The following is a 23,072-nucleotide window of genomic DNA, read 5'->3' as shown; positions in this document are numbered from 1 at the left end:
TGTCCGTTGTCAGGGGTTTTGGGACGGATGGCGGCGTGATCTAAGAGAGTATCTGTCTCATCTGGTTAGATTGATTATGCGGCGGTTTTGCGGTGAAGCAAGCGCCGGGTTTCGATAGTCTTTCGTTTGATCCTTTCTCGTTGTTTTAGAATGGTCTGCCCGCGTCCGAAGTAGACATCAGCGGGCGTGAGGTTTTGCAGGCTCTCGTGATAACGCCGGTGATTGTAGTGCTCGACGAAGGCGTCAATCTGCTGCGTGAGATCACCGGGCAGATAGTAGTTTTCCAACAGGATGCGGTTCTTGAGCGTCTGGTGCCAGCGCTCGATCTTTCCCTGAGTTTGCGGATGGTATGGTGCCCCTCGAACATGATCCATTTTCTGATCTTCCAGCCATTCGGCAAGCTCACCAGAGATGTAACTGGACCCGTTGTCGCTGAGCAGACGTGGCTTGTGCAGCACCGTTGCCTGATCACAGCCTGAGGCGTGCAGGGCGAGGTCCAGTGTGTCGGTCACATCCTCGGTCTTCATCGTCGTGCAAAGCTTCCAGGCGATGATGTAGCGGCTGTAATCGTCCAGGATCGTGCTGAGATAGAACCAGCCCCAGCCGATCACCTTGAGATAGGTAAAATCGGTCTGCCAGAGTTGGTTCGGTCGTGTTGTCTTGTCCTGGAACTCGTCTGCGGCTGACAAAACCACATAGGCTGGGCTGGTGATCAGATCGTAAGACTTGAGGATGCGGTAGACCGAAGCCTCTGACACAAAGTACTTTTCTGTGTCAGTGAAGCGAACAGCCAATTCACGCGGGGAAAGCTCACTTTCCTTCAGAGCCAGATCCTTGATCTTCTCGCGCACTGGCGTGGGAATGCGGTTCCAGACCCGTGACGGCGTGGGTCTACGATCTTCAAGCGCCTCGGGGCCGCCGACGAGATATCGGTCGTACCAGCGATAGAAGGTGGTCTTCGGAATGCCCAGCTTCTCCAAAGTGCGCTTGGTCGGCAGATGCGATTGCTCAACCAAGCGGATGACTTCCAGTTTTTCGGATGCGGGATATCTCATGCGTCGTCGTCCCCATCCGCGATCATGCTTTTTTTGAGCAACCGCAGTTCAAGAGCCTGTTCGGCAACCACCTCCTTCAGATCACGGGCTTCCCGTCTCAGATCCTTCACTTCGGTGGAAGTTGCCGCGCGGGCCGTGTCGCCTGCCAGACGTTTCTTGCCGGCCTCCAGAAATTCCTTGGACCAGCTGTAATAAAGGCTCTGCGCGATGACCTCACGACGGCACAGCTCTGCAATGCTGTCCTCGCCTTTTAGGCCGTCCAGCACGATCCTGATCTTCTCTTCTGCGGAATACTGTTTGCGGGTCGCACGGCGAATGTCCTTTACGACCTTCTCACCGTGGCTCTGCTTGGTTCCGGGTTTCTTTCTCATCTCCACTCCTTGGCGGTTACGATGAGCCAGAAACCCTCTCTTATCAAATCGACCTAAACTGTCCCATTGGCGCTGACGTCAGACAGGTGGCGTGATGGACACCGAGATATCGGTACGATTTACATGAGGCTTTGGTAGATTGGTGACGCCGACTGCACCAAAGAAAAGTCGCTCTCAATAGCTGACCAAGATGGTCTTCCACTGGTTTCATCAATTTTGGGAAGCAAATTACACGATGCTGTCCAAATCAGATTACATGATGTTTCTCAGGCACCCTGCCTGGCTATGGATCAAGAAACACGCCAGGCATCTGTTGCCGCCAATTGACCCCTCATTGCAAGCACGCTTTGACGAGGGGCACGCGTTTGAGCCTTATGCAGAGGAGCTTTTTGGTGATCTCGTTCGCCTCGGTTTTTCAGATTTTTCAGAATACCAGGCTCTGCCCGCGCGTACTTTGGAGGCTTGGAGAAACGGTGCAAACGCAGTGACGCAGGGACGTTATGAAGATGGAACCATAACTTGCATCTCCGACATTGTGAGCCGCAGTGACGATGGGTACGTTCTGACAGAGATCAAGAGCGGGACTTCTGCAAAGCCCGAGCACACTTTTGATCTCGCATTCCAGCGTGTCGTGCTTGAGGCGGCCGGGTTCCCCATTGCGCGCTGCGAAGTGGCACATGTGAACCGTGATTACGTCAGAAACGGCGAAATCAATCCGCAAGAGCTTGTCGGCATCACTGACATCACGGATGCGGTGACTGAGCAGCTCGAAAAAACACGCACGCGTATCGATCAGGCATTGAGCGTCGTTGCCAGCGGTACGATGCCTGATCCGTCCCCCGAACGTGCTCGCCTTAGATCCTATGGTGAATGGCTGGAGATCCGCGAGAAGCTAGACCCTCCTATCGTGCAAGACAACATCCACCGTCTTCCGTTCATGAACGCGGAAAAAGCCTCAGAACTCATCGCAGACGGGATCACAAAGATTGACGAGATCAGTGATCCATCTGTGTTGGGCAAGTCGACAAGTTCTCAGAAATCCAGATTCTCAACGCTCAGGGCGTTTTGCTGAATGAACTCGCGGCGGGGTTCGACCACGTCTCCCATCAGTTTGGTGAACAGATCGTCGGCCTCGACCATGTCGTCCACACGCACCTGCAACAGGGTGCGCGCGTCCGGGTCCAGCGTGGTTTCCCAGAGTTGATCGGGGTTCATCTCGCCCAAGCCCTTGTAGCGCTGCAGCGAAAGGCCCTTTTCGCCCTCTTCCAGAATGGCGCGTAAAAGGTCTAGCGGGCCATGGATCGCCTGCATCCGGTCGCGGCGGATCAATGTAGCCGGGGAGTTGTAGACCTCTTGCAGGCTTTGGGTGAAGCTGCCGGTCTTGCGGGCCTCGCCCGAGCGCAGCATCGGGCCGTCCAGTGTGCGGACCTCTTCAACGCCGCGCAGGATACGGGCTAGGCGGATGCCGTGATCCTGCGTGATACGGCCCTGCCAGCCGCGCTCGTATTCCAGCGCGATCAGGTCGAGACGGGCGGCAACCTTGTCGGCAACACCTTGCAGGTCGGAATCGACAGCACCGGGGACAAAGGCGCCGGCCACAGCGGCCTGTTCCAGAATGTGACGCGGGTAGTGAGTTGGGAAGGCATCCAGAACGCGTTTCAACTGGCGCGCTTCGTCGACGACACGAGTCAGGTCTTGGCCGACGATTTCCTCGCCTGAGCCCAGCTTCAGAACAGCACCCTCGACCCCCTGGTTGATCAGATAGTCATCCAGCGCGGCCTGATCTTTCAGGTAAACCTCTGATTTACCACGTGAAACTTTATAGAGCGGTGGCTGCGCGATGTAGAGATAGCCACCTTCAATCAATTCCGGCATCTGACGGTAGAAGAAGGTCAGCAGCAGGGTTCTGATGTGCGCGCCATCGACATCCGCATCGGTCATGATGACGATCTTATGGTAGCGCAGCTTTTCGATGTTGAACTCATCGCGGCCAATGCCGGTGCCCAGAGCCATCACGAGGTTGCCGATCTCCTGCGACGACAGCATCCGGTCAAACCGAGCGCGTTCGACGTTCAGGATTTTCCCGCGCAGGGGCAGAACGGCTTGAGTCAGACGGTCGCGACCGGTCTGGGCTGAGCCACCCGCCGAGTCACCCTCCACCAGGAAAACTTCGGTCTTGGACGGGTCCTTCTCGGAACAGTCTTTCAGCTTCCCGGCCAGATAGTTCACATCCATCGCCGTCTTGCGGCGGGTAAGTTCACGCGCCTTTCGGGCGGCCTCACGGGCCAATGCGGCCTCGATGATCTTGCCGACGATACCCTTAGCTTCATTGGGGTTTTCTTCGAACCACTCAGCCAGCTTTTCGTTCATCAGGCCTTCGACTGCAGGGCGGACTTCGGACGACACCAGCTTGTCTTTGGTTTGCGACGAGAATTTTGGGTCCGGCACTTTCACCGACAGCACGCAGGTCAGACCTTCGCGTGCATCGTCGCCGGTAAAGCTGACCTTTTCCTTCTTCGCGATCCCGCTGGACTGCGCATAGTTGTTGATAGTCCGGGTCAGAGCGCCGCGGAAACCGGCCACGTGCGTGCCACCGTCCCGCTGAGGGATGTTGTTGGTAAAGGGCAGAACCGTCTCGTGGTAGCTATCATTCCACCACATCGCGATTTCGACACCAATGTCGTCCCGCTCGCCCTTGATATAGATTGGCTCTGGCATCGCCGGGGTCTTCGACCGGTCGAGGTATTTGACGAATTCCTTGACGCCGCCCTCATAGAATAGCTCGGTCTCCAAACGTTCTGCAGGGCGCTCATCAATCAGGATGATCCGCACGCCCGAGTTCAGAAAGGCCAGCTCACGCAGGCGTTTCTCCAGCGTCTCAAACGAGTATTCGAGGTTCGAGAACGTATCGGTCGAGGCCAGAAAGCGCACCTCGGTCCCGGTGCGATCGCCGCACTCGCCGACGACTTTCAGATGCTCAGCGGTCTCACCACGCTCAAAACGTGCAACATGCTCCTTGCCCGCGCGCCAGATGCGCAGCTCCAGCCATTCTGACAGAGCATTCACAACCGAAACGCCCACGCCGTGCAGACCGCCTGACACCTTGTACGAGTTGCTGTCGAACTTACCGCCCGCGTGCAACTGGGTCATGATGACCTCGGCCGCCGAGACGCCCTCTTCGGGGTGAATATCCACCGGGATGCCACGGCCATTATCACTGACCGAGACACTGGAATCGGCGTGAATTTTTACGGTCACATGGTCGGCATGACCGGCGAGAGCCTCATCAATTCCGTTGTCCACGACCTCATACACCATATGGTGCAGACCCGAGCCATCGTCCGTATCCCCGATATACATACCGGGACGTTTGCGAACCGCCTCTAAGCCTTTGAGAACTTTGATGGAATCTGCGCCGTATTCCTGGGGTGCCTGTGCGTCTTCGGACATGCCGTTAGTACCTATATTATTTTGGTAACTTATACGTTTTCTGGTGGGGAATGTCACGCGCTCCCCCAAGATTTTGTGGTTGAGATCCGATTTAACTTCGGATCAAAGCCGATCGAGGTCTGCCGCTATATCAGCGGCAATTTCGGCGGCGTTGACGTCGTCCCGTTCGGCCGTCAATCGCAGGCCCAAAAGATCCGACTGATAGCGCGCAGCAAGGCGTTCGGGATCGTGATCAGAGCTTATCTCTCCGGCCTTTTGGGCGCGGCGAAACAGGTCTGCGAAACAGGATTTCATTGCGATCATATGCGCGCCTGCCTGACCCGCCAGTTCGTGATCCTTTGCCTGCAACTCGGCATAGGTCTTGGCCAGCATACAAGCTTTGGTCGGCAGGTCAGAGGCAGCAATCACGCGATAGGGCTGCGCCTTGAGCGCCCCGAGCGGCCCCAGCTCCTCAGCCAAGGCCAGCATACTGGCAACCCCGTCTTGCGCGTAACGCTCCAGCGCCAGCGCATAGAGGGCATCTTTCGAGCCAAACGCCGCATAGAAACTGCCGGGCTTCAGCTTCAACTCGCGCTCTAGGTCTTTCAGCGACGTCCCGGCCCAGCCATGACGCCAGAAGATATCACGCGCCTGCGCGATCAGTGCGTCTCGGTCATATGCGGGTTTGCGGGGCATTGGATCACCAATTCTTGAGCATTTGCTCAAATATATACTTGAGTGATCGCTCAAGAAACCCTAAATACGACTCATCGCGCCAGAAATCAGGAGTTTTGACATGGCCAACTTCCCGTCTCACGACCTCGAATCCGCCCCTGAGGGGTCCAAACCGCTGCTGGAGAAATCGCAAGCCGCCTTTGGACGCCTGCCCGGTCTGCACAAGGTGATGGCGGAAAGCCCGCAACACCTTGAGGCCTATCAGGTTCTGCACGGCCTCTTCCTGCAAACCGATTTCGACAATGATGAGAAAACCGTGGTTTGGCAGACCATCAACGTTGAGAATGAGTGCCACTACTGTGTCCCCGCCCATACCGGCATCGCCAAGATGATGAAGATTTCGGACGAGATCACCGAAGCCCTGCGCAACGAAACCCCGCTGCCGACTGCCAAGCTGGAAGCGCTGCGCACCTTCACCCTGCAAGTGATGGAAACCCGCGGCAACCCGACCGAAGAACAGCTGCAGGCGTTCTTTGACGCCGGTTACTCGCACCGCGCCGTTCTGGATGTGATTCTGGGTCTGGCGCAGAAAACCATGTCGAACTACGTCAACCACATGGCCAAAACTCCGGTCGATCAGGTCATGCGCGGTTTCCTGTGGGAACGTAAAGTCAACGAACCGGCCTAAGCCGACACGACCGAGCCCTCATCGCCTTCGGTAACAACCAGCGTTTGGGCCCGGTCTCCCAATTCCGCAAACAGCTCAGGCCCGGTGCCTGTCATCCAGGCCTGAGCGCCCAGCGCACAGATCTCATCATAGAGCGCCGCGCGTCGCCCGGCATCCAGATGCGCAGCCACCTCATCCAGCAACACGATCGGCGGCGCGCCAACCATTCCCGCCAGAGCCCGTGCGTTCGACAGGATCAGGGACACCAGCAGCGCCTTCTGCTCACCCGTGGAACAATCTTTGGCCGGAACCCCTTTGGCAGCGAACACCCCATACAGGTCCGAGCGATGCGGCCCGACCAGAGTCCGCCCTGCTGCAAGATCACGGAAACGGCTTTCGCTCAACGCCTCCCGCAGATCATCCGCTGTCTCGGGCATCGCACCTTCTGTTTGGATCAACTCCAATTCGGCTGAAGGAAACGCCGTTTCGGCCTGATCCTGCGCGGCACGCAAATGATCCAATGCTGCAAGACGCGCCGCATGGATCCTATACCCTGTCTCGGCCATCTGACCTTCCAAAGCCGTGTACCAATGGGCGTCCCGGACCTGATCTTTCAATAGCCGGTTCCGCTCACGCATAGCCTTTTCGTAGGTCAGCGAAGCCTCGGCATGCGCGGGATCAAAGCTCAGCGCGATGCGGTCCAGAAATCGCCGCCGCCCCTCAGCCCCTTCGATCCACAGCCGATCCATCGACGGGATCAACCACACCACGCGCGCGAGCTTGCCCAGATCAATCTGACTGGCGGCCTTGCCATCAATCCGAACCTGACGCGCCGCGCCACCTTCGGACCACGTCTCGATCTCATACCGCCCGCCCTGCGCGCTCAGCAGACCGGACAGTTTCCAGCCCAGGGCTTCGGGCCGCCGGGTCATCTCCGCCGCACTGGCCCGCCGCATCCCGCGACCGGGCGAGAACAGAGACACTGCCTCCAGAATATTGGTCTTCCCGGCCCCGTTCGGCCCATGAATGGCCACCGGGCGCCCATCCAAAGACAAACGCGCCAATTTATGAGACCGAAAATGCGAGACCGTAAGTTCGGTCAGGGCCAATCCCATGACCCCTCCCTTCTTCTGTTCAAAAATACCTCCGCCGGAGGCATCGCGCGCCAGCGCGATCAGACGCGCATCGGCATGACGACGTAAACCGCGCTCAGATCGTTGCCTTCGCGCATCAAAGTCGGGTCACCGGCCGAGTTAAACAGGAATACCGCGTTCTCACGATCCACCTGCGATGCAATCTCGAGCAGGTATTTCGCGTTGAACCCTATCTCCAGCCGTTCGTCACCGTAAGCGACGGCCAACTCTTCCTCAGCCGCGCCACTATCCGGCGCGTTGACCGACAATACCAGCTTATCCGCATCCAGTTGCAGCTTCACGGCGCGCGAACGCTCTGATGAAACCGTTGCAACCCGGTCCACGGCTTGCGCAAATTCAGCAGCATCCACTTCCAACTGGCGCGTGTTGCCCTGCGGAATAACGCGGGTGTAATCGGGGAAGGTGCCATCAATGACCTTCGACGTCAGCGTGATATCCGGCGTGGCAAAGCGTACCTTGGTTTCGCTGACCGAGACAGCGATGTCCATCTCGTCATCGTCCAGCAGCTTGCGCAGCTCACCCACGGTTTTACGCGGCACGATCACACCCGGCATGTCCGCAGCACCATCCGGCAGGTCCGCATCAATCCGCGCCAGACGGTGACCATCGGTGGCCACGCAGCGCAGAACCTTGCCGCCTTCGGACCCGTCCGCGACGTGCATGTAGACACCGTTCAGATAGTACCGCGTCTCTTCGGTCGAGATGGCGAATTTCGATTTGTCGAACAACCGACGCAGCAACGCCGCCGACGCGGTGAAATTCGACTGGTATTCCGAGGACGCCATGACCGGGAAATCCTCTTTCGGCAAGGTCGCCAGAGAGAAGTTCGACCGCCCCGCCTCTACCGTCAAACGGCCAGCTGCGCTGTCCGCCGTCAGGGTGACAAGCGCGCCATCCGGCAGTTTGCGCACAATTTCATGCAGGGTCGTAGCAGCCACAGTCGTCGCACCCGCCTTTTCGACCTGCGCAGGCGCTTTGTCGACAACCTCGATATCCAGATCAGTGGCTCGGAACAGGGCTTGGTCGCCTTCGGCCTCGATTAGCACATTGGCAAGGATCGGGATCGTGTTGCGACGTTCCACAACGGATTGGGCCTGGGAAACGGCCTTGAGAAGGGTGCCGCGTTCGATGCTGATCTTCATACCCTCTGTTCCTCTGACTTGCGTGCCGAAAATGGGCGGGACTGGCACGTTAGCGTCTCAGCCCTGAGGCACAAGGATTTTTTACCGATTTCTGGGTGGGAATACCCCGGTGGTCAAGAGGTACGCGTGCGAAACGCGTCCTTTCCTCTGCAACCGTGGAGATAAGCGCACAAGAAAATGCCCCGGACGCACTGACCCGGGGCATTTACTGACAATGGGTGCGGCTCAGGCCTCGAGCGAGCGGCGCAGCATTTCCACGTCTTCTGCGATCTGACCATCAGTCGTCTTCAGCTCTTCGATGCGCTTGACCCCGTGCATGACGGTTGTGTGGTCGCGCCCTCCGAACCGACGGCCGATCTCTGGTAGAGAGCGGCTGGTTAGTTGCTTGCACAGATACATGGCTACCTGACGCGGACGAGCATAGGACCGCAGGCGCTTGGGGCCGATAATGTCGGACAGGCGAATGTTGTAGTAGTCCGACACTTTGCGCTGGATCTCCTCGACGGTGATTTTGCGCTCTGAGGCGCGCAGCACATCCGCCAGACAGTCCTGAGTCAGCTCCATGTCGATCTCACGCCCCACTAGCGAGGCAAAGGCGAACAGACGGGTCAGAGCGCCTTCGAGAACGCGCACATTGGTCGAGATGCGATGCGCCAGGAACTCCAGCACGCCATCGGCGATAACAAGATCGGGATAGGTGGCGATGTGTTGCTGGACCTTGTTTTGCAAAATGCCCAGACGCAATTCGTAGTCGGTGGGATGCAGATCGACGACCAGACCACATTGCAGGCGGGATTTTACGCGATCTTCCAGATCCTTGATCTCACCCGGTGCGCGGTCCGCCGAGATGATGATCTGTTTGTTCTGGTCCACCAGAGCGTTGAAGGTGTGAAAGAACTCTTCTTGGGTCGAGTCCTTGCCCGCGATGAACTGCACATCGTCCACCATCAGCACATCGACCGAGCGGAACAGATGTTTGAAATCCATCATCCGGCGTTCGCGGAGAGCTTGAACAAAGCGATACATGAACTGTTCCGCCGACAGGTAAAGCACGTTCAGCTCGGGGCTTTTGGTTTTCAGCTCCCACGCGATCGCGTGCATCAGGTGCGTTTTACCCAACCCAACACCGCCGTAGAGAACCAGCGGATTGAACGTGACCGGGCCACCTTCAGCTACGCGGCGCGCGGCGGCATGGGCCAATTCGTTGGGTTTGCCGACAACAAAACTGTCGAAGGTAAAACGCGTATCCAAGGGTGCGGCCTGTAGATCCTCGAGCGCCGCATTGGCAGATTCCGCAACTGGTGCAGCAGCTGCGGTCAACTTGGGTTCATCCGTGACAACTGCCGGTCGGGTGGTCGAATTGGCTGCCGCCTTGAACGCAAGACGTTGGACGGTCTCACCCGCGGTATTCAGTTCATACAGAATCAAATCTGCGAAATTCTGGCTGACGTAATTCCCCATGAAGTTGGTTGGCACTGAGAACACGGCTACACCATCCTGCAGCTCCTGAAATTCCAGAGGCTCAATCCAGGTGGTGAAGTTGTTCTTGCCAACGGCCTTCAATAGTTTGTTACGCAGTTGTCCCCATTTCTCTTGTGTCATCAAGCGCCTCACGCATCCCATTTTTTTTGACCTGTCGGTCTTATCAATCGTCGCCGGTTTCCCGGTCATTGACGTTCACGCACAAGGGTACCCTGCGCCGGACTGTCCCATCCGGCGGGTAAATGAACACTCAGCACGCACAAATTGTATCCCGCAGCAGGATCCCGGAAAACCGGGGCACGCGTCGTAACCCAATTGTTTGACAGGGCTGAGATCTTCGGAAAACCCGAGACCCAGAGCAGATCGTTTCACCGGCCAAGGCCGGTTTTCGAACGCTGGTTCCTGATGTCTGACTGATGCCCGTCAGTCAGATGTCTGGAACAGCCTGTCCCCCCAAGCGAGTGAATCGCTGACTCAGTGGTAGCAAGATGTTGCCTGTCGCAGCAACGAAACTCTGATATTGACTCGGGGTTCAGGGCGAAAGAATCTCTCGACTTCGTGAGGTCGCGGCTTTCTGGCAACAAACACGAAAGGCGCCGCAATGCGCGACGCCTTTACGTAGGAAAACGCTTGACGCGTCCTAGCGGGAATCAACCCAGCGCTTTTACGCGTGCCGACAGGCGCGACATTTTACGCGATGCGGTGTTCTTGTGGAAAACGCCTTTGGTGACACCGCGCATCAGTTCAGGCTGAGCTGCGCGCAGAGCTGCGGTTGCAGCGTCTTTGTCGCCGGAAGCGATCGCTTCTTCAACTTTGCGCAGGTAGGTGCGGATGCGCGAACGGCGCGCTTTGTTTACGGCGAAACGCTTTTCGTTCTGACGGGCGCGTTTCTTTGCCTGGGGCGAATTTGCCATGTGTCTCTAACCTTTATTCGGTACGGTTATCTAGGGTTGCGCGCCACGGAGTTATCCGCACCGGATCAGAAATCACGAGTGTGAGTCGGGCCAAGCGGGCCGCACGCGCATGTATGAAGGCGGTCTCTACCCAAGTTTTACGGGTTTGCCAAGCCGATTCTTGCCTCATATGTCCAACAAATAAAGGCAGGCCACAGCCTGCCCTTCCGGAATTCCTTGCTGCGACCTTACTTGTCGCGGAATTGCGCGGCGCGTTTTTCCAGAAACGCCGCCATGCCCTCTTTCTGGTCTTCGGTCGCGAACATTGAATGAAAGACGCGACGCTCAAACAGCAAACCTTCGCTCAGCGGTAGCTCATAGCTGCGATTCACCGCTTCCTTCGCGGCTGCGGCCGTCAGCAAAGACTTCTCAGCAATCTTATGGGCTGCACCCACGGCTTCTTCGATCAGCTTCTTCGCCGGAACCACGCGGCTGACAAGACCCGCGCGCTCAGCTTCTTCGGCGTCCATGAAGCGACCGGTCAGGTTCATGTCCATCGCCTTGGACTTGCCGACAAAGCGGGTCAGGCGCTGGGTGCCGCCGATACCGGCTATAACGCCCAGATTGATCTCGGGCTGGCCGAACTTGGCGGTGTCTGCGGCGATGATGAAATCGCATATCATGGCCAATTCGCAGCCGCCGCCCAGCGCGTAGCCCGCAACCGCCGCGATTATGGGTTTGCGAATGGCCGAGACACGCTCGTTGACCGAGGCAAACAGGTCGGTGCTGAAAACGTCGACAAAGCTCATCTCGGACATTTCCTTGATGTCCGCACCCGCGGCAAACGCCTTGTCCGAGCCGGTCAGCACGATGCAGCGCACTTTGTCGTTCTGATCCGCCTCTTCCAGCGCGTCGCACAGCTCACCCACCAATTGGGTGTTCAGCGCATTCATCGCATCTGGTCGGTCGAGTTTGATAAGGGCGACGTGGTCTTCGATTTCGACGATGATCGTCTCAAAAGCCATGAGGTATAAGCTTCCGGTTGTTCCGTTCAGGTACGATTCCTTAACACGCGATTTCGCTGGATCAAGCTATCTTTGGCATTGTGCACAGTAGAAGGATGAGCGACCAGACTGGGTGATTCTCTTGATTTCGGCACCGCAACCCTGGGTTCGGCAGGGTTCGCCTTCGCGGCCGTAAACATCAAAGCTGTGCTGAAAATATCCAAGTTCTCCATCGGCTTGACGGAAATCTTTCAGTGACGATCCCCCTGCTTCGATCGCGTCCTGCAACACCTGCCGGATGATCGGCACAAGGGCTGCGACACGCGCCGCAGAAATTTGTCCGGCTTTGCGACGTGGCGACACCTTGCCGCGATAAAGCGCCTCGCAAACGTAAATATTCCCCAACCCGGCAACGATTCCCTGATCCAGAAGTACCGATTTGACCGGCCTGTTCTTGCCCTTGAACGCGTCAATCAGGTGCTGTTCGTGAAAATCATTGCCCAATGGTTCCGGCCCCAGAACGGACAGCAGTTTGTGGTTTTCTGCGGTTGCGGTTGGCAGCAAATCCATGGCCCCGAACCGGCGCGGATCGTTGAAGGTCACGCGGGCACCATTGGCCATGTGGAACACTACATGGTCATGCTTTTCGGGCATCGGATGGTCATGGACGAACTGCCCCAACGGGTCACCTGATACCGTCATACGCCCCGACATACCCAAGTGAATCAACAACGTCTCGCCACTGCTGAGGTCAGCCAGAATGTATTTGGAACGTCGCCTTAGCCGATCCACCCGCTGTCCCGTCAATCTCTCGGCCATACGCTCCGGGAAGGGCCAGCGCAGATCGGGGCGGTTCACATCTGCACGCTCGATTACCACCCCCTCCATCGCAGGGGTCAGGCCGCGTCTTACTGTCTCGACCTCAGGCAATTCGGGCATTAGATGGCTCCTATTCCAAAGGGCCGCATTGTGCCCGCCTCTGATGGCCCTATAACAGAGGCGAAATTCGACAAACGGCAAGGCAAATGTCCGACAACAGCGACAAGACGACTCATTTCGGGTTCGAAACCGTGCGCGAGGCTGACAAGGCCGGGCGCGTACAGGGCGTTTTCAACTCGGTGGCCTCGAAATACGACGTGATGAATGATGTCATGTCGATGGGCATCCACCGGGTCTGGAAAGACGCAATGATGGACTGGCTTGCCCCGCGCCCCGGTCAGCGCCTGCTGGACGTTGCTGGCGGCACAGGAGACATCTCGTTCCGCTTCCTCAAACGCGCGGGCTATGGCCACGCCACCGTTCTGGACCTGACCGAGCCGATGCTGGTCGAGGGCCGCCAACGGGCTGAGGCCGACCAAATGTCGGAGAGCCTGAACTGGGTCGTCGGCGATGCGATGTCCCTACCGTTCGAGGACAACACCTTCGACGTCTACACGATCTCCTTCGGCATTCGGAACGTCACTCGCCCGCAAGAGGCGCTGAACGAGGCCTACCGCGTGTTGAAACCCGGCGGCCGCCTGATGGTGCTGGAGTTCAGCCAGTTGCCCAATGACGGTCTGCAAAAGCTCTATGATCTCTACAGCTTCAACGTCATCCCGCGCATGGGCAAGCTGATCGCCAATGACTACGACAGCTACCAGTACCTCGTGGAATCGATCCGCAAGTTCCCCGATCAGGAGACATTCCTAGGTATGGTCCGCAGCGCCGGTTTCGAAAACGCCAAATACCGCAACCTGAGCATGGGAATCGCCGCGTTGCATTCCGGCTGGAAAATCTAAATGCGCGGCCCTCACAACATCATACGCCTGATCCGCACAGGCGCCACGCTAGAGCGCACGGGCGCCATGGGTGTCGTGCTGGACGCGTTCGAAGCCCCCCGCGCGGTCCGCTTTGTCGCCCACGCGCTTGGCAAACCTTTTCAATGGCTTGGGTACAAGGGCGACCCCGAGATGCCCCCTGCCACACGCGCCCTGACGGCGCTGGGTCCGGCGTACATCAAATTCGGACAGGTCCTGTCGACCCGACCCGACGTGGTTGGCAACGAACTGGCCGAGCAACTGCGCGTATTGCAGGACAAGCTGCCGCCTTTCCCGAAGGCCGAGGCCATGACTGAGGTCGAGAAAGAGCTGGGGCAACCGATCTCGGACATGTTCAGCGAATTCAGCGAACCGATCGCTGCGGCCTCGATCGCTCAGGTTCACAAGGCCAAGCTGGCGACCACAGGCGAAGACGTCGCCGTCAAAGTCTTGCGTCCGGGCATCGAACGCGCCTTCCGCAAGGATGTCGACGCGTTCTATTTCGCCGCCCGCATGGTACAGCTCTGCGCCCCTGGCGCGCGCCGCCTCCGTCCAATGGAAGTGATCGAACACTTCGATGGCGTGGTACGGGGTGAGCTGGACTTGCGTCTGGAAAGCTCGGCAGCCTCGGAATACGCCGCCAACACCAAGGATGATGCCGGGTTCTGGTTGCCTCCGGTCGTGTGGTCTCTGTCCGCGCGCCGGGTTATGACGCTCAGCTGGGCGGATGGCATCCCGCTTGGCGACAACGACGCTCTGGACGCCGCGGGCCATAACCGCCGCGATCTGGCTGAGCGTGTCCTACGCCTGTTCCTGCTGCACGCCCTGCGCGATGGCTACTTCCACGCTGACATGCACCAGGGCAACCTGAAGGTCGCCGCCAACAGCGATATCATCGCCTATGACTACGGCATCATGGGCCATATCGACGAATACACCCGCCGGGTCTATGCCGAGATTCTGTTTGGCTTCATCCGCCGCGACTACAAACGCGTGGCCGAGGTGCACTTCGAGGCCGGATACGTCCCCGCCAATCAAGATGTCGACGAATTCGCCCGCGCCCTGCGCGCCGTGGGCGAGCCCATCTTCGGCATGGACGCCACCCATATCTCGATGGGCCGCCTGCTGAACTACCTCTTCGAAGTCACCGAACGCTTCGGCATGGAAACCCGAACCGAGCTGATCCTGCTGCAACGCACCATGGTTGTGGTCGAAGGCGTCGCGCGCTCACTCGATCCACATATCAATATATGGGAGGTCGCCCGTCCGGTCGTCGAGGATTACATCAAGAAATCCATCGGCCCCCGCGCAGCGCTCCGGGACTTTGGCAAAACCGCTTTAGTTCTGGCCCGGTTCGGCCCGCGCCTGCCCGCGCTGGTGGAAGACGCCCTGATCGCTCAAACCCAAAAAGACGATCAGAACAACTCCCGCCTGTGGTCCAAAACCCTTCCCGCCGCGCTCGGAGCCGTGGTAGGCGCTGCTCTGGTCCTGCTGCTAACAGCACTCAGCTAGGCACAATCCGCCTGCTTTATCTGGCTGAAAATATCCTCGGGGGGAATTGCGCTCAAGGCGCGATGGGGGGCAGACAGCCCCCCTGCCCAACTCGAGGTCAGAGCCGCTCTATGGCAATCGCAATACCCTGACCACCGCCGATACACATGGTGATCAGACCTTTGGAGCCTCCAGTCCGCTCCAACTCATACAACGCCTTCAGCGTGATGATCGCACCTGTCGCACCCACCGGGTGACCCAACGCAATCGCACCACCGTTCGGGTTTACCTTCGCGGCATCCAGACCCAACTCTTTATTCACGGCCAGAGCCTGCGAAGCAAAGGCTTCGTTGCTTTCGATCACGTCGAAGTCTTCCACCATCAGGCCGGTCTTGGCCAGCAGGTTCTGAACCGCAGGCACCGGACCAATGCCCATCACCTCGGGGCGGACACCGGCGTGGCCGTAACCCAGAATACGCGCTTTCGGCTTCAGACCAGCCTTCTCGGCCGCGCCTGCCGTGGCCAGAACCATCGCTGCCGCGCCATCATTGATGCCAGAGGCGTTGCCCGCGGTCACCCGGCCATCCTTCTGGAACGCCGGACGCAGACCCGCCAGCGCCTCAATCGAGGTCGCCTTGGGATGCTCGTCGACCATGAAATCAACCATGTCGCGCTTGACCTTGACCTGAACCGGCGTGATCTGGCTTTGGAAATATCCGGCCTCAATGGCCGCAGCGGCGCGGGTCTGGCTGGTTAGAGCAAACTCATCCATCTGCTCGCGTGTGACCTGATGTTCATCAGCGACGTTCTCAGCTGTCACACCCATATGGCCGGTACCAAAGGGGCAGTTCAGCGCACCCAACATCATGTCCAGCGATTTGATATCGCCCATCTTGGCACCCCAGCGCGCCTGCTGCAGGATGTAGGGGCTGCGCGACATGCTCTCGGCCCCACCAGCCACAGCAAAGTCGGCATCGCCCAGCATCAGCGACTGTACCGCCGACACAATCGCCTGCGCCCCCGATCCACACAGACGGTTCACGTTCATCGCGGGGGTTTCGACCGGGATACCTGCCTGTTTGGCCGCCGCACGCGACAGATACATGTCGCGCGGTTCGGTGTTGATCACATGGCCAAACACAACATTGCCAATCTGGCCGCCTTCGACGCCCGATTTCTCCATCGCGGCTTCGGTTACAACGGTCGCCAGATCAATCGGTGCGGTCGAGGCCAGAGCACCCCCAAACGTTCCAACAGCCGTACGGGCCCCATCCAGAATGACGATATCTTTCATGTCTCTTCTCCTCTTGGATTTGGCGGCACTATTACGCCCAGTTGGCGCGTTGTCCTATACGACGTACCGTCACAAGCAGAATTGACAACCCATCGGGAAAAGCGCATCAGATTCCGTCATGACGGAAAACACAGACGATATCCTGACCCTTCTGCCCGCCCGCCTGAAGGAGGCACGCCGCGCCAAGGGTCTGTCGCTGGAAGCTGTTGCCAATCTCAGCGGCGTGTCTCGATCAATGGTCAGTCAGATCGAACGGGGCGAAAGCAGCCCGACCATCTCGACCCTGTGGAACCTGACGCGGGCCCTGCAGGTGGATTTCGCAGGGCTGCTGGAAGAGACCAAAACCTCGGACCAGATCGAGGTTCTGCGCCAGGCCGAGGTGCCCAGCATCGACAATATGGGACAGAACTGCCGCATCCGTATCCTGTCGCCCCCGGAAGAGGCCGGAGGGCATGAGGTCTACGACATCCGCTTTGACCACGACGGCACACTGAACAGCCAGCCGCATGCCCGCGGCACACGTGAACAGTTGACGGTTCTGGAAGGCGCGGTGCGCGTCACCTCGGGCACTGCGATATCTGAGATGCAACAGGGCGACACCGCCCGATATGCAGCTGATGTGACCCATTCCATTGCTTCGAAAGGCCCCGCGCGGGTCTTTCTGATAGTCAAAAACGCTTAAATTCCGTCTTCACGGATATTTTTCCCGTATAGTGTAATTCTCCTATTTGGGAATTGCATCCGTTATGTTAGACACCCGACTCAGATGAACGGAGGTCGCCATGGCAGATGCATTCCTGTCCCATATCACGGACACCCTCGCGCAGATCGAATCCGAAGGTCTGTATAAACGCGAACGCATGATTACATCGCCTCAGGGCGGCGAAATCAAAGTGGGCGACAAGCAGGTCATCAACCTGTGCGCCAACAACTACCTTGGTCTTGCCGATCATCCCGCGCTGATCGACGCAGCCACAACAGCGATGGGCCCCAAAGGGTTCGGCATGGCCTCGGTCCGGTTTATCTGCGGCACGCAAGACATTCACCGCGAGTTGGAACAGAAGCTGGCCGAGTTCCTGAACAAGGATGACTCGATCCTGTTCGCCGCCTGTTTCGACGCGAACGGGGGGCTGTTCGAACCCCTTCTCGGCCCCGAGGACGCCATTATCTCGGACAGTCTGAACCACGCCTCGATCATCGACGGGGTTCGGTTGTGCAAGGCCAAGCGCTATCGCTATCTGAACAACGATATGAACGATCTTGAGGCCTGGCTCAAGCAAGCGCGCGAGGACGGGGCGCGGCATATCATGATCGCGACTGATGGCGTGTTTTCAATGGATGGTTACCTCGCCAACCTGCCGAAAATCCGTGAGCTGGCCGATAAATACGACGCCATCGTCATGGTCGATGATTGCCACGCTACCGGGTTTATGGGACCGAACGGCGCGGGCACGCCGGATCATTTCGGTGTCGATGTCGACATCCTGACGGGAACCTTGGGAAAAGCACTTGGGGGGGCAATCGGCGGTTATATCGCCGGGCCGCAGCCAGTGATCGACCTGCTGCGGCAGCGGGCGCGGCCCTATCTGTTCTCGAACTCGCTGCCGCCATCCATCGTCGCCGCCGGGATTGAGGCCATCCGTCTGGTCCAACAAGGCGACATGCTGCGCGCGCAGTTGTTCGGCAATGCCAAATACTGGCGGGCGGGGTTGGAGAAGCTGGGGTTTGACCTTTTGCCCGGTGAACACCCGATCATTCCCGTCATGCTGGGCGATGCGACATTAGCGCAGGGCATGGCGGCTCGATTGTTTGATGAAGGTGTCTATGTATCGGGCTTTTTCTTCCCTGTAGTTCCGCGCGGGCAGGCCCGGATCAGAACCCAGATGAACGCCGCACTGACACGGCAGGAGCTTGACCAGGCGCTTGCCGCTTTTGAGAAAGTCGGCAAAGAGCTTGGAGTCATCAAATGACCTTTGCCTCTGTCATCGACGCCATCAGCGATACCCCTTTGGTGGACTTGTCGCGCATCTGCCAGCAGGTTCAGCTGGACGGTCGCATTCTGGCCAAGCTGGATTATCTGTTGCCTGGCTTCTCGAAAAAAGACCGCGCGGCCAAATCCATCATCGAAATGGCCCGCACCGACGGAACGCTTACACAGGGCCAAACTGTGGTCGAGCTGACCTCGGGCAATATGGGAACCGGTCTGGCGATTGTCTGCGGGATCATGGGCCATCCCTTTGTCGCAGTGATGAGCGCCGGAAACTCGGTCGAGCGCGCGCGCATGATGCGGGCGCTGGGGGCTGAGGTGATCATCGTGCCTCAGGCCCCTGGCAGCAAACCGGGTGAGGTTTCGGGCGCTGATCTGGCGCTGGTAGATGAGGCGGCGCAGAAAGTCACAGCAGAACGCGGCGCGTTTCGCGCGGATCAGTTCGGTCATTTGGGTAACCCAATAGCCCATTCAACAGGGACCGGGCCGGAAATCTGGGAGCAGTCTGGCGGTGCGGTCACGGCCTTCTGTGATTTCGCCGGTTCAGGCGGCACCTTGGCCGGAGCAGCGGCATTCTTCGCGCCGCATGGCGTGCGGTGTTACGCCATCGAACCCGAGGGCGCACGGGCCATGGCTGGTGAAGTCGTCGACACGCCCGACCATCCGATACAGGGCGGCGGCTATGCCATGGCTGACCTGACCCATATGAACGGCGTCCCCCTCGCCGGGCACCTTTCGGTATCTGGCAACACGGCCCGAGACTGCGCCCGGCTGCTCGCACGCAGCGAAGGGATCTTTGCCGGATACTCAGCCGGCGCGAACCTTGCTGGTGCGATCGAGCTGCTGCGCGGCCCGGAGCGTGGCGGCTGCGTCGCGATCGTCATTTGCGACAGTGGCCTGAAATACCTGTCCACCGATTTATGGGAGTAGTGCAATGCGTCCCAACACAATGAAAGCACTGGAAAAATCCGAACCCAAGGAAGGCCTGTGGATGGTACAGGCCCCGGTGCCCGAGATCGGCCCGGATGAGGTGCTGATCCGGATCAACAAGACCGGCATCTGCGGGACCGACATTCATATCTGGAACTGGGACGACTGGGCGGCTGCCACGGTTCCCGTTCCAATGATCACCGGCCATGAGTTCGCGGGTGAGATCGTTGAGATCGGCCGCAATGTAACCGGGCTTGAGATCGGGCAGCGTTGCTCGGGCGAGGGCCATCTGATCGGAACGGACAGCCGTCAGAGCCGCGCGGGCAAGTTCCACCTCGACCCGGGCACGCGCGGCATAGGCGTCAACGAACAAGGCGCGTTTGCGCAATACCTGAAACTGCCAGCCTTCAATGTCGTCCCCCTGCCCGACGACGTGCCTGACGAAATCGGAGCCATTCTCGACCCGCTGGGAAACGCCGTTCACACCGCCCTCAGTTTTGATCTGCTGGGCGAGGATGTTCTGATCACTGGCGCTGGACCGATTGGCATCATGGCCGCTGCCGTCGCCCGCCACGCAGGCGCGCGCAATGTGGTCATTACCGACATCAACCCTGACCGCCTGAAACTGGCCGAACACGTGGTGCCAACGGTCCGCACAGTCGACGTCTCCAATGAGGACCTGCAGGATGTCATCGCCGAGCTAGGATTGAAGGAAGGTTTCGATGTGGGGCTGGAAATGTCCGGCTCGCAAATCGCGCTGGACCAAATGGTCGAGGCGCTGGTGATGGGTGGCAAGATCGCTCTGCTGGGTATTCCGCCCGGCAAATCCCCGGTCGATTGGTCCCGCATCGTGTTCAAGGCCATCACCATCAAGGGCGTCTACGGGCGTGAGATGTTCGAGACCTGGTACAAGATGATCGCCATGCTGCAAAACGGTCTGGATGTCAGCCGTGTGATCACCCACCAGATGAAGGTCGACGATTTTGCCGAAGGGTTTGCCGCCATGAAATCTGGTCAATCCGGCAAGGTGGTTCTCGACTGGACCTGACCCTCTGGCGCTGCGCGGGCTGACCCCTTACACATCGGGGAACCTCAGGCGTTTGGAGGAGCAAATGAGCGACACTGACAGGTATCTGGAACGCGGGATCGAAGACTCGCTGGTCACCGATTTCACCGAAACCCATCGCAAAAGCTATGGCGATTTTCTGCAACTCAAGACGCTGCTGAACCTGCAGAAGACGTTTCAGGACCCAGCCCAGCCCGACGAGATGTTGTTCATCATCATCCATCAGGTCAGCGAGCTGTGGCTGAAACTGATGCACCATCAACTGGTCGAGGTACGCCGCTTCCTGCAGCACGACGCGTTTGGTCCGGCGATGAAAAACCTCGACCGCATCAAAGCCATCCAACATCAGCTGATCGCGGCATGGGAAACGCTGCTGACCATGACGCCCGCCGACTACATGACCTTCCGCAACGCTTTGGGCAGTTCCTCCGGGTTCCAAAGCTATGGCTACCGCCAGATCGAGTTCATTCTGGGCAACAAGGACCCCTCGACCCTGAAGGTCCACGCCCATGATCCCGAAGTCATGGAGATGCTGAACGCAGCACTTACCAAGCCGTCGCTCTATGACGAGGTGCTGCACATGCTGTCCCGCCAGGGCTTCGACGTGCCGCAGGACTTGCTGGAGAGGGACTATGCGCAGCCCTACTCCGGCGATCCTCGGGTGGTCAAAATCTGGGTTCAGGTATTTCGCGAGACCGAAAAACACTGGGAGCTTTATGCGCTGGCCGAAAAGCTGATGGATGTGGAATGCCTGTTCCAACGGTGGCGGTTCGATCACGCGACCGCCGTTGAACGTGTTATCGGGATGCAGCCGGGAACAGGAGGCTCCAGCGGCGTCGGCTTCTTACGCAAAGCATTGGAATTGCGCTTCTTCCACGATTTGTATGATATGCGCACAGAACTGATCTATGCGGGGGACTGATGCTGTATCGCGGGTTTTCACAGGCTGAACTGGAACAGGAATATTCGCCGAGATCTATGATCGGCGGTGATCTGACGCCTTACCTTGCCAGCTATAGCGCCCTCAGCGCGCAGGCGAGGGCGAGTCTGACGGTTCAGGAAAATCTGACCTATGGTGCAGGTCCCGCACAGGTTCTGGATTTCTTCCCGGCGGCCGAGACAGGCGCGCCGCTGCATGTGTTTATCCATGGCGGCTATTGGCAGGCCCTTAGCCAGCGCGAGTCCGCCATGATGGCGCCGGCGCTGATTGAAGCGGGTCAGGCTTTTGCGACGCTGAACTATAGGCTGGCCCCTGATGCCCGCATCGCGGACATGATCGACGAGTGCCGCGATGCACTGCTCTGGTTGGCGACGCAGGCTGAGTCGCTGGGGTTTGACCCCAGCAGGATCACCTTGTCAGGGCACAGCGCCGGGGCGCAACTGGCCAGCATGGTCATGGCGCAGTCTGCAAACGCTCTGGCCCGCGCCGGGTTGCGGGTGCGCGATGTGATCCTGATCAGCGGGGTTTACGATCTGGAGCCGATCAGCCTGACCTCGGTCAATGATCCGCTGCAACTGACCCCGGTTGAGGTCAACGACCTGTCCCCCATCCGTCACGTGCCCCGCCCCGGACCGCGCTACCACGTGACCGTGGCCGAAAGGGACACGCCGGAATTCATCCGCCAAAGCCGCGACTACGCCGAACACCTACGCAAGGCCGGGCATTCCGTCAGCTTCGATCTGAAAAAGGGGATGCAGCATTTCGACATCATCATGCATCCCGGGACGTTCACAGCTTCAAAGCAGTCGGCAACGCCCTAGCCTTCGCGATGCACGGGGCTGGCACCTGTCAATTCAAACTCAGGTCCTTGATGCCAATCCGTATGTTCAGGGATGACCGCGCCCAAGGGGATTGCACTCCGTCCGTTTCGCCAATCACTTCCGTGCGCACCTGATCAAACATCTGCTCTAGTGTTAGACCTCGGGTCCCGATCGCGCGCGCAATGGCTGCTGTGTAAGGGCTGTTGGTCCCAGTCCCGTCCAATGCGACGTCGCCGGGTCCGGTGGCATATGCGATCAGGTTGTTGGTGCGGGCCGTCATACGCGCAAGCCCGTCGCCGACATCCAGTGCACCGTCCGTTTCTCTGCCAAATGGATTGTCGCGGCACGCGTCCAGAATCATGACACTCACGGCCTGAGGCGTGTGAATGCGATCCAGAACCCACTCGGCCGGAACAGCCTGGTCTGCAATATCGGCCTCGGACTGAATGTTCACGCCCAGTGGAAGAAGGTAGTTGAACTCATCACTGCGCACGCCGTGCCCGGCAAAATAGAACACCGCCAAAGCCTCGGACCCCGCTGCGCGCACGGTGCTGGCAAAAGCTTCAACCTCCTGCTCCATCTCTGCGCGGCTTGCATCCGTCAGTGTCGTGACCGCAAATCCCGCGTCGCGCAGCTCTTCGCTCATCAAGCGCGCGTCGTTCACAGGGTTGTCGAGGGCGGGGACACTTGTGTACCCAGCATTCCCGATCACGAGGGCGAACCGCTCATGCGCCAATGCGGGCCCGGCAATCAGGGTGATGACGAAGCAGAGTGCTGTAAAAATACGCGTCAAATCTATCTCCAAATCCTGTCGAGGTCCGTTCAATCGCGACCAACAGTAAATCAAGACCGGGCCTCGAAAGTCCATATACGAA

21 protein-coding genes are annotated in these 23,072 nt (G+C 58.7%); 10 read left to right on the top strand and 11 right to left on the bottom strand.

The features are described from left to right. Positions 1 to 74: 74 nt before the first annotated feature. Positions 75 to 1,426, bottom strand: a protein-coding gene (locus tag ACP15L_RS11130; protein ID WP_425084199.1) for an IS3 family transposase whose coding sequence is annotated in 2 segments (ribosomal slippage) — positions 75 to 1,090 and positions 1,090 to 1,426 — 1,353 coding nt in all. Because the reading frame shifts where the segments join, the coding sequence is not laid out codon by codon here. 190 nt (positions 1,427 to 1,616) lie between these two features. On the opposite strand from ACP15L_RS11130, the gene ACP15L_RS11125 reads away from it, so the two are divergent. After that, positions 1,617 to 2,498, top strand: coding sequence for a hypothetical protein (locus ACP15L_RS11125; protein WP_425084198.1), 882 nt, complete (start codon positions 1,617 to 1,619; stop codon positions 2,496 to 2,498). Here ACP15L_RS11125 and gyrB read toward each other — a convergent pair. Both gyrB and ACP15L_RS11115 read right to left on the bottom strand, forming a co-directional pair. Next, positions 2,459 to 4,876 carry a DNA topoisomerase (ATP-hydrolyzing) subunit B gene (gene gyrB / locus ACP15L_RS11120; RefSeq protein ID WP_425084197.1) on the bottom strand — a complete coding sequence of 806 codons (2,418 nt, stop codon included), beginning with the start codon at positions 4,874 to 4,876 and terminating at the stop codon, positions 2,459 to 2,461. The genes ACP15L_RS11125 and gyrB overlap by 40 nt on opposite strands. A 102-nt stretch (positions 4,877 to 4,978) precedes the next feature. Beyond that, positions 4,979 to 5,551 carry a TetR/AcrR family transcriptional regulator gene (locus tag ACP15L_RS11115; RefSeq protein ID WP_425084196.1) on the bottom strand — a complete coding sequence of 191 codons (573 nt, stop codon included), beginning with the start codon at positions 5,549 to 5,551 and terminating at the stop codon, positions 4,979 to 4,981. 100 nt (positions 5,552 to 5,651) lie between these two features. Here ACP15L_RS11115 and ACP15L_RS11110 point away from each other — a divergent pair, with 100 nt between their 5' ends. Next, positions 5,652 to 6,218 carry a carboxymuconolactone decarboxylase family protein gene (locus ACP15L_RS11110; RefSeq protein WP_425084195.1) on the top strand — a complete coding sequence of 189 codons (567 nt, stop codon included), beginning with the start codon at positions 5,652 to 5,654 and terminating at the stop codon, positions 6,216 to 6,218. On the opposite strand, the gene recF is transcribed toward ACP15L_RS11110, so the two are convergent. The 6 genes from recF to mutM form a co-directional block, all read right to left on the bottom strand. Beyond that, positions 6,215 to 7,312: a DNA replication/repair protein RecF gene (gene recF / locus ACP15L_RS11105; RefSeq protein WP_425084194.1), complete on the bottom strand. Its 1,098-nt coding sequence runs from the start codon at positions 7,310 to 7,312 to the stop codon at positions 6,215 to 6,217. The genes ACP15L_RS11110 and recF overlap by 4 nt on opposite strands. Before the next feature lie 59 nt (positions 7,313 to 7,371). Further along, the gene (gene dnaN / locus ACP15L_RS11100; protein WP_170351930.1) at positions 7,372 to 8,493 is read right to left on the bottom strand and encodes a DNA polymerase III subunit beta; all 1,122 of its coding nucleotides are present in this window, start codon (positions 8,491 to 8,493) and stop codon (positions 7,372 to 7,374) included. A gap of 225 nt (positions 8,494 to 8,718) precedes the next feature. After that, a complete protein-coding gene (gene dnaA / locus ACP15L_RS11095) occupies positions 8,719 to 10,095 on the bottom strand; it encodes a chromosomal replication initiator protein DnaA (protein ID WP_425084193.1) in 1,377 nt (458 codons plus the stop codon). A 530-nt stretch (positions 10,096 to 10,625) separates the two neighbouring features. Beyond that, on the bottom strand, positions 10,626 to 10,889 hold the full coding sequence (gene rpsT, locus ACP15L_RS11090) for a 30S ribosomal protein S20 (protein ID WP_142638226.1): 264 nt from the start codon (positions 10,887 to 10,889) through the stop codon (positions 10,626 to 10,628). 227 nt (positions 10,890 to 11,116) lie between these two features. Further along, entirely contained in the window at positions 11,117 to 11,893 is a 777-nt protein-coding gene (locus ACP15L_RS11085) for an enoyl-CoA hydratase (protein WP_170379984.1), read from the bottom strand. Positions 11,894 to 11,959: 66 nt separating this feature from the next. Beyond that, positions 11,960 to 12,811, bottom strand: coding sequence for a bifunctional DNA-formamidopyrimidine glycosylase/DNA-(apurinic or apyrimidinic site) lyase (gene mutM, locus ACP15L_RS11080; protein WP_425084192.1), 852 nt, complete (start codon positions 12,809 to 12,811; stop codon positions 11,960 to 11,962). Positions 12,812 to 12,897: 86 nt separating this feature from the next. Here mutM and ubiE point away from each other — a divergent pair, with 86 nt between their 5' ends. Both ubiE and ubiB read left to right on the top strand, forming a co-directional pair. Then, on the top strand, positions 12,898 to 13,650 hold the full coding sequence (ubiE, locus tag ACP15L_RS11075; RefSeq protein WP_425084191.1) for a bifunctional demethylmenaquinone methyltransferase/2-methoxy-6-polyprenyl-1,4-benzoquinol methylase UbiE: 753 nt from the start codon (positions 12,898 to 12,900) through the stop codon (positions 13,648 to 13,650). Continuing rightward, entirely contained in the window at positions 13,651 to 15,180 is a 1,530-nt protein-coding gene (ubiB, locus tag ACP15L_RS11070; protein ID WP_425084190.1) for a 2-polyprenylphenol 6-hydroxylase, read from the top strand. A 97-nt stretch (positions 15,181 to 15,277) separates the two neighbouring features. Here ubiB and ACP15L_RS11065 read toward each other — a convergent pair whose 3' ends face one another. Next, positions 15,278 to 16,453 (bottom strand): acetyl-CoA C-acyltransferase family protein, encoded by a 1,176-nt coding sequence (locus ACP15L_RS11065; RefSeq protein ID WP_425084189.1) that lies wholly within the window; start codon positions 16,451 to 16,453, stop codon positions 15,278 to 15,280. Between the two features lie 118 nt (positions 16,454 to 16,571). Between ACP15L_RS11065 and ACP15L_RS11060 the strand changes: the two genes are divergently transcribed. From ACP15L_RS11060 to ACP15L_RS11035, 6 genes are all read left to right on the top strand, one after another. Next, positions 16,572 to 17,135 carry an XRE family transcriptional regulator gene (locus ACP15L_RS11060; RefSeq protein WP_170689395.1) on the top strand — a complete coding sequence of 188 codons (564 nt, stop codon included), beginning with the start codon at positions 16,572 to 16,574 and terminating at the stop codon, positions 17,133 to 17,135. 100 nt (positions 17,136 to 17,235) lie between these two features. Further along, a complete protein-coding gene (locus ACP15L_RS11055) occupies positions 17,236 to 18,423 on the top strand; it encodes a glycine C-acetyltransferase (protein ID WP_425084188.1) in 1,188 nt (395 codons plus the stop codon). Next, a complete protein-coding gene (locus ACP15L_RS11050) occupies positions 18,420 to 19,370 on the top strand; it encodes a PLP-dependent cysteine synthase family protein (protein ID WP_425084187.1) in 951 nt (316 codons plus the stop codon). Before ACP15L_RS11055 ends, ACP15L_RS11050 begins: the two co-directional genes overlap by 4 nt. 19 nt (positions 19,371 to 19,389) lie before the next feature. Further along, entirely contained in the window at positions 19,390 to 20,418 is a 1,029-nt protein-coding gene (tdh, locus tag ACP15L_RS11045) for an L-threonine 3-dehydrogenase (protein ID WP_170667979.1), read from the top strand. 64 nt (positions 20,419 to 20,482) lie between these two features. Next, positions 20,483 to 21,358: a tryptophan 2,3-dioxygenase gene (locus tag ACP15L_RS11040; RefSeq protein WP_425084186.1), complete on the top strand. Its 876-nt coding sequence runs from the start codon at positions 20,483 to 20,485 to the stop codon at positions 21,356 to 21,358. Continuing rightward, positions 21,358 to 22,197, top strand: a complete 840-nt coding sequence (locus tag ACP15L_RS11035; protein WP_425084185.1) for an alpha/beta hydrolase — start codon at positions 21,358 to 21,360, stop codon at positions 22,195 to 22,197. The genes ACP15L_RS11040 and ACP15L_RS11035 overlap by 1 nt, the downstream gene beginning before the upstream one ends. A gap of 28 nt (positions 22,198 to 22,225) precedes the next feature. On the opposite strand, the gene ACP15L_RS11030 is transcribed toward ACP15L_RS11035, so the two are convergent. Beyond that, the gene (locus ACP15L_RS11030; protein ID WP_425084184.1) at positions 22,226 to 22,990 is read right to left on the bottom strand and encodes a caspase family protein; all 765 of its coding nucleotides are present in this window, start codon (positions 22,988 to 22,990) and stop codon (positions 22,226 to 22,228) included. Between the last annotated feature and the right edge of the window lie 82 nt (positions 22,991 to 23,072).

The organism is Ruegeria profundi, from assembly GCF_049800715.1.
In the GTDB taxonomy this organism is placed as follows: Bacteria; Pseudomonadota; Alphaproteobacteria; order Rhodobacterales; family Rhodobacteraceae; genus Ruegeria; species Ruegeria profundi_A.
The sequence above is the reverse complement of the archived record's forward strand: the minus strand, read 5'-3'. Positions and strand labels throughout refer to the sequence as shown.

Coding starts and splice junctions, on each gene's coding strand:
- ACP15L_RS11125 (WP_425084198.1), top strand. CDS start 1,617: ATGGTCTTCCACTGGTTTCATCAATTTTGGGAAGCAAATTACACGATG.
- gyrB (WP_425084197.1), bottom strand. CDS start 4,876: ATGTCCGAAGACGCACAGGCACCCCAGGAATACGGCGCAGATTCCATC.
- ACP15L_RS11115 (WP_425084196.1), bottom strand. CDS start 5,551: ATGCCCCGCAAACCCGCATATGACCGAGACGCACTGATCGCGCAGGCG.
- ACP15L_RS11110 (WP_425084195.1), top strand. CDS start 5,652: ATGGCCAACTTCCCGTCTCACGACCTCGAATCCGCCCCTGAGGGGTCC.
- recF (WP_425084194.1), bottom strand. CDS start 7,312: ATGGGATTGGCCCTGACCGAACTTACGGTCTCGCATTTTCGGTCTCAT.
- dnaN (WP_170351930.1), bottom strand. CDS start 8,493: ATGAAGATCAGCATCGAACGCGGCACCCTTCTCAAGGCCGTTTCCCAG.
- dnaA (WP_425084193.1), bottom strand. CDS start 10,095: ATGACACAAGAGAAATGGGGACAACTGCGTAACAAACTATTGAAGGCC.
- rpsT (WP_142638226.1), bottom strand. CDS start 10,889: ATGGCAAATTCGCCCCAGGCAAAGAAACGCGCCCGTCAGAACGAAAAG.
- ACP15L_RS11085 (WP_170379984.1), bottom strand. CDS start 11,893: ATGGCTTTTGAGACGATCATCGTCGAAATCGAAGACCACGTCGCCCTT.
- mutM (WP_425084192.1), bottom strand. CDS start 12,811: ATGCCCGAATTGCCTGAGGTCGAGACAGTAAGACGCGGCCTGACCCCT.
- ubiE (WP_425084191.1), top strand. CDS start 12,898: ATGTCCGACAACAGCGACAAGACGACTCATTTCGGGTTCGAAACCGTG.
- ubiB (WP_425084190.1), top strand. CDS start 13,651: ATGCGCGGCCCTCACAACATCATACGCCTGATCCGCACAGGCGCCACG.
- ACP15L_RS11065 (WP_425084189.1), bottom strand. CDS start 16,453: ATGAAAGATATCGTCATTCTGGATGGGGCCCGTACGGCTGTTGGAACG.
- ACP15L_RS11060 (WP_170689395.1), top strand. CDS start 16,572: ATGACGGAAAACACAGACGATATCCTGACCCTTCTGCCCGCCCGCCTG.
- ACP15L_RS11055 (WP_425084188.1), top strand. CDS start 17,236: ATGGCAGATGCATTCCTGTCCCATATCACGGACACCCTCGCGCAGATC.
- ACP15L_RS11050 (WP_425084187.1), top strand. CDS start 18,420: ATGACCTTTGCCTCTGTCATCGACGCCATCAGCGATACCCCTTTGGTG.
- tdh (WP_170667979.1), top strand. CDS start 19,390: ATGAAAGCACTGGAAAAATCCGAACCCAAGGAAGGCCTGTGGATGGTA.
- ACP15L_RS11040 (WP_425084186.1), top strand. CDS start 20,483: ATGAGCGACACTGACAGGTATCTGGAACGCGGGATCGAAGACTCGCTG.
- ACP15L_RS11035 (WP_425084185.1), top strand. CDS start 21,358: ATGCTGTATCGCGGGTTTTCACAGGCTGAACTGGAACAGGAATATTCG.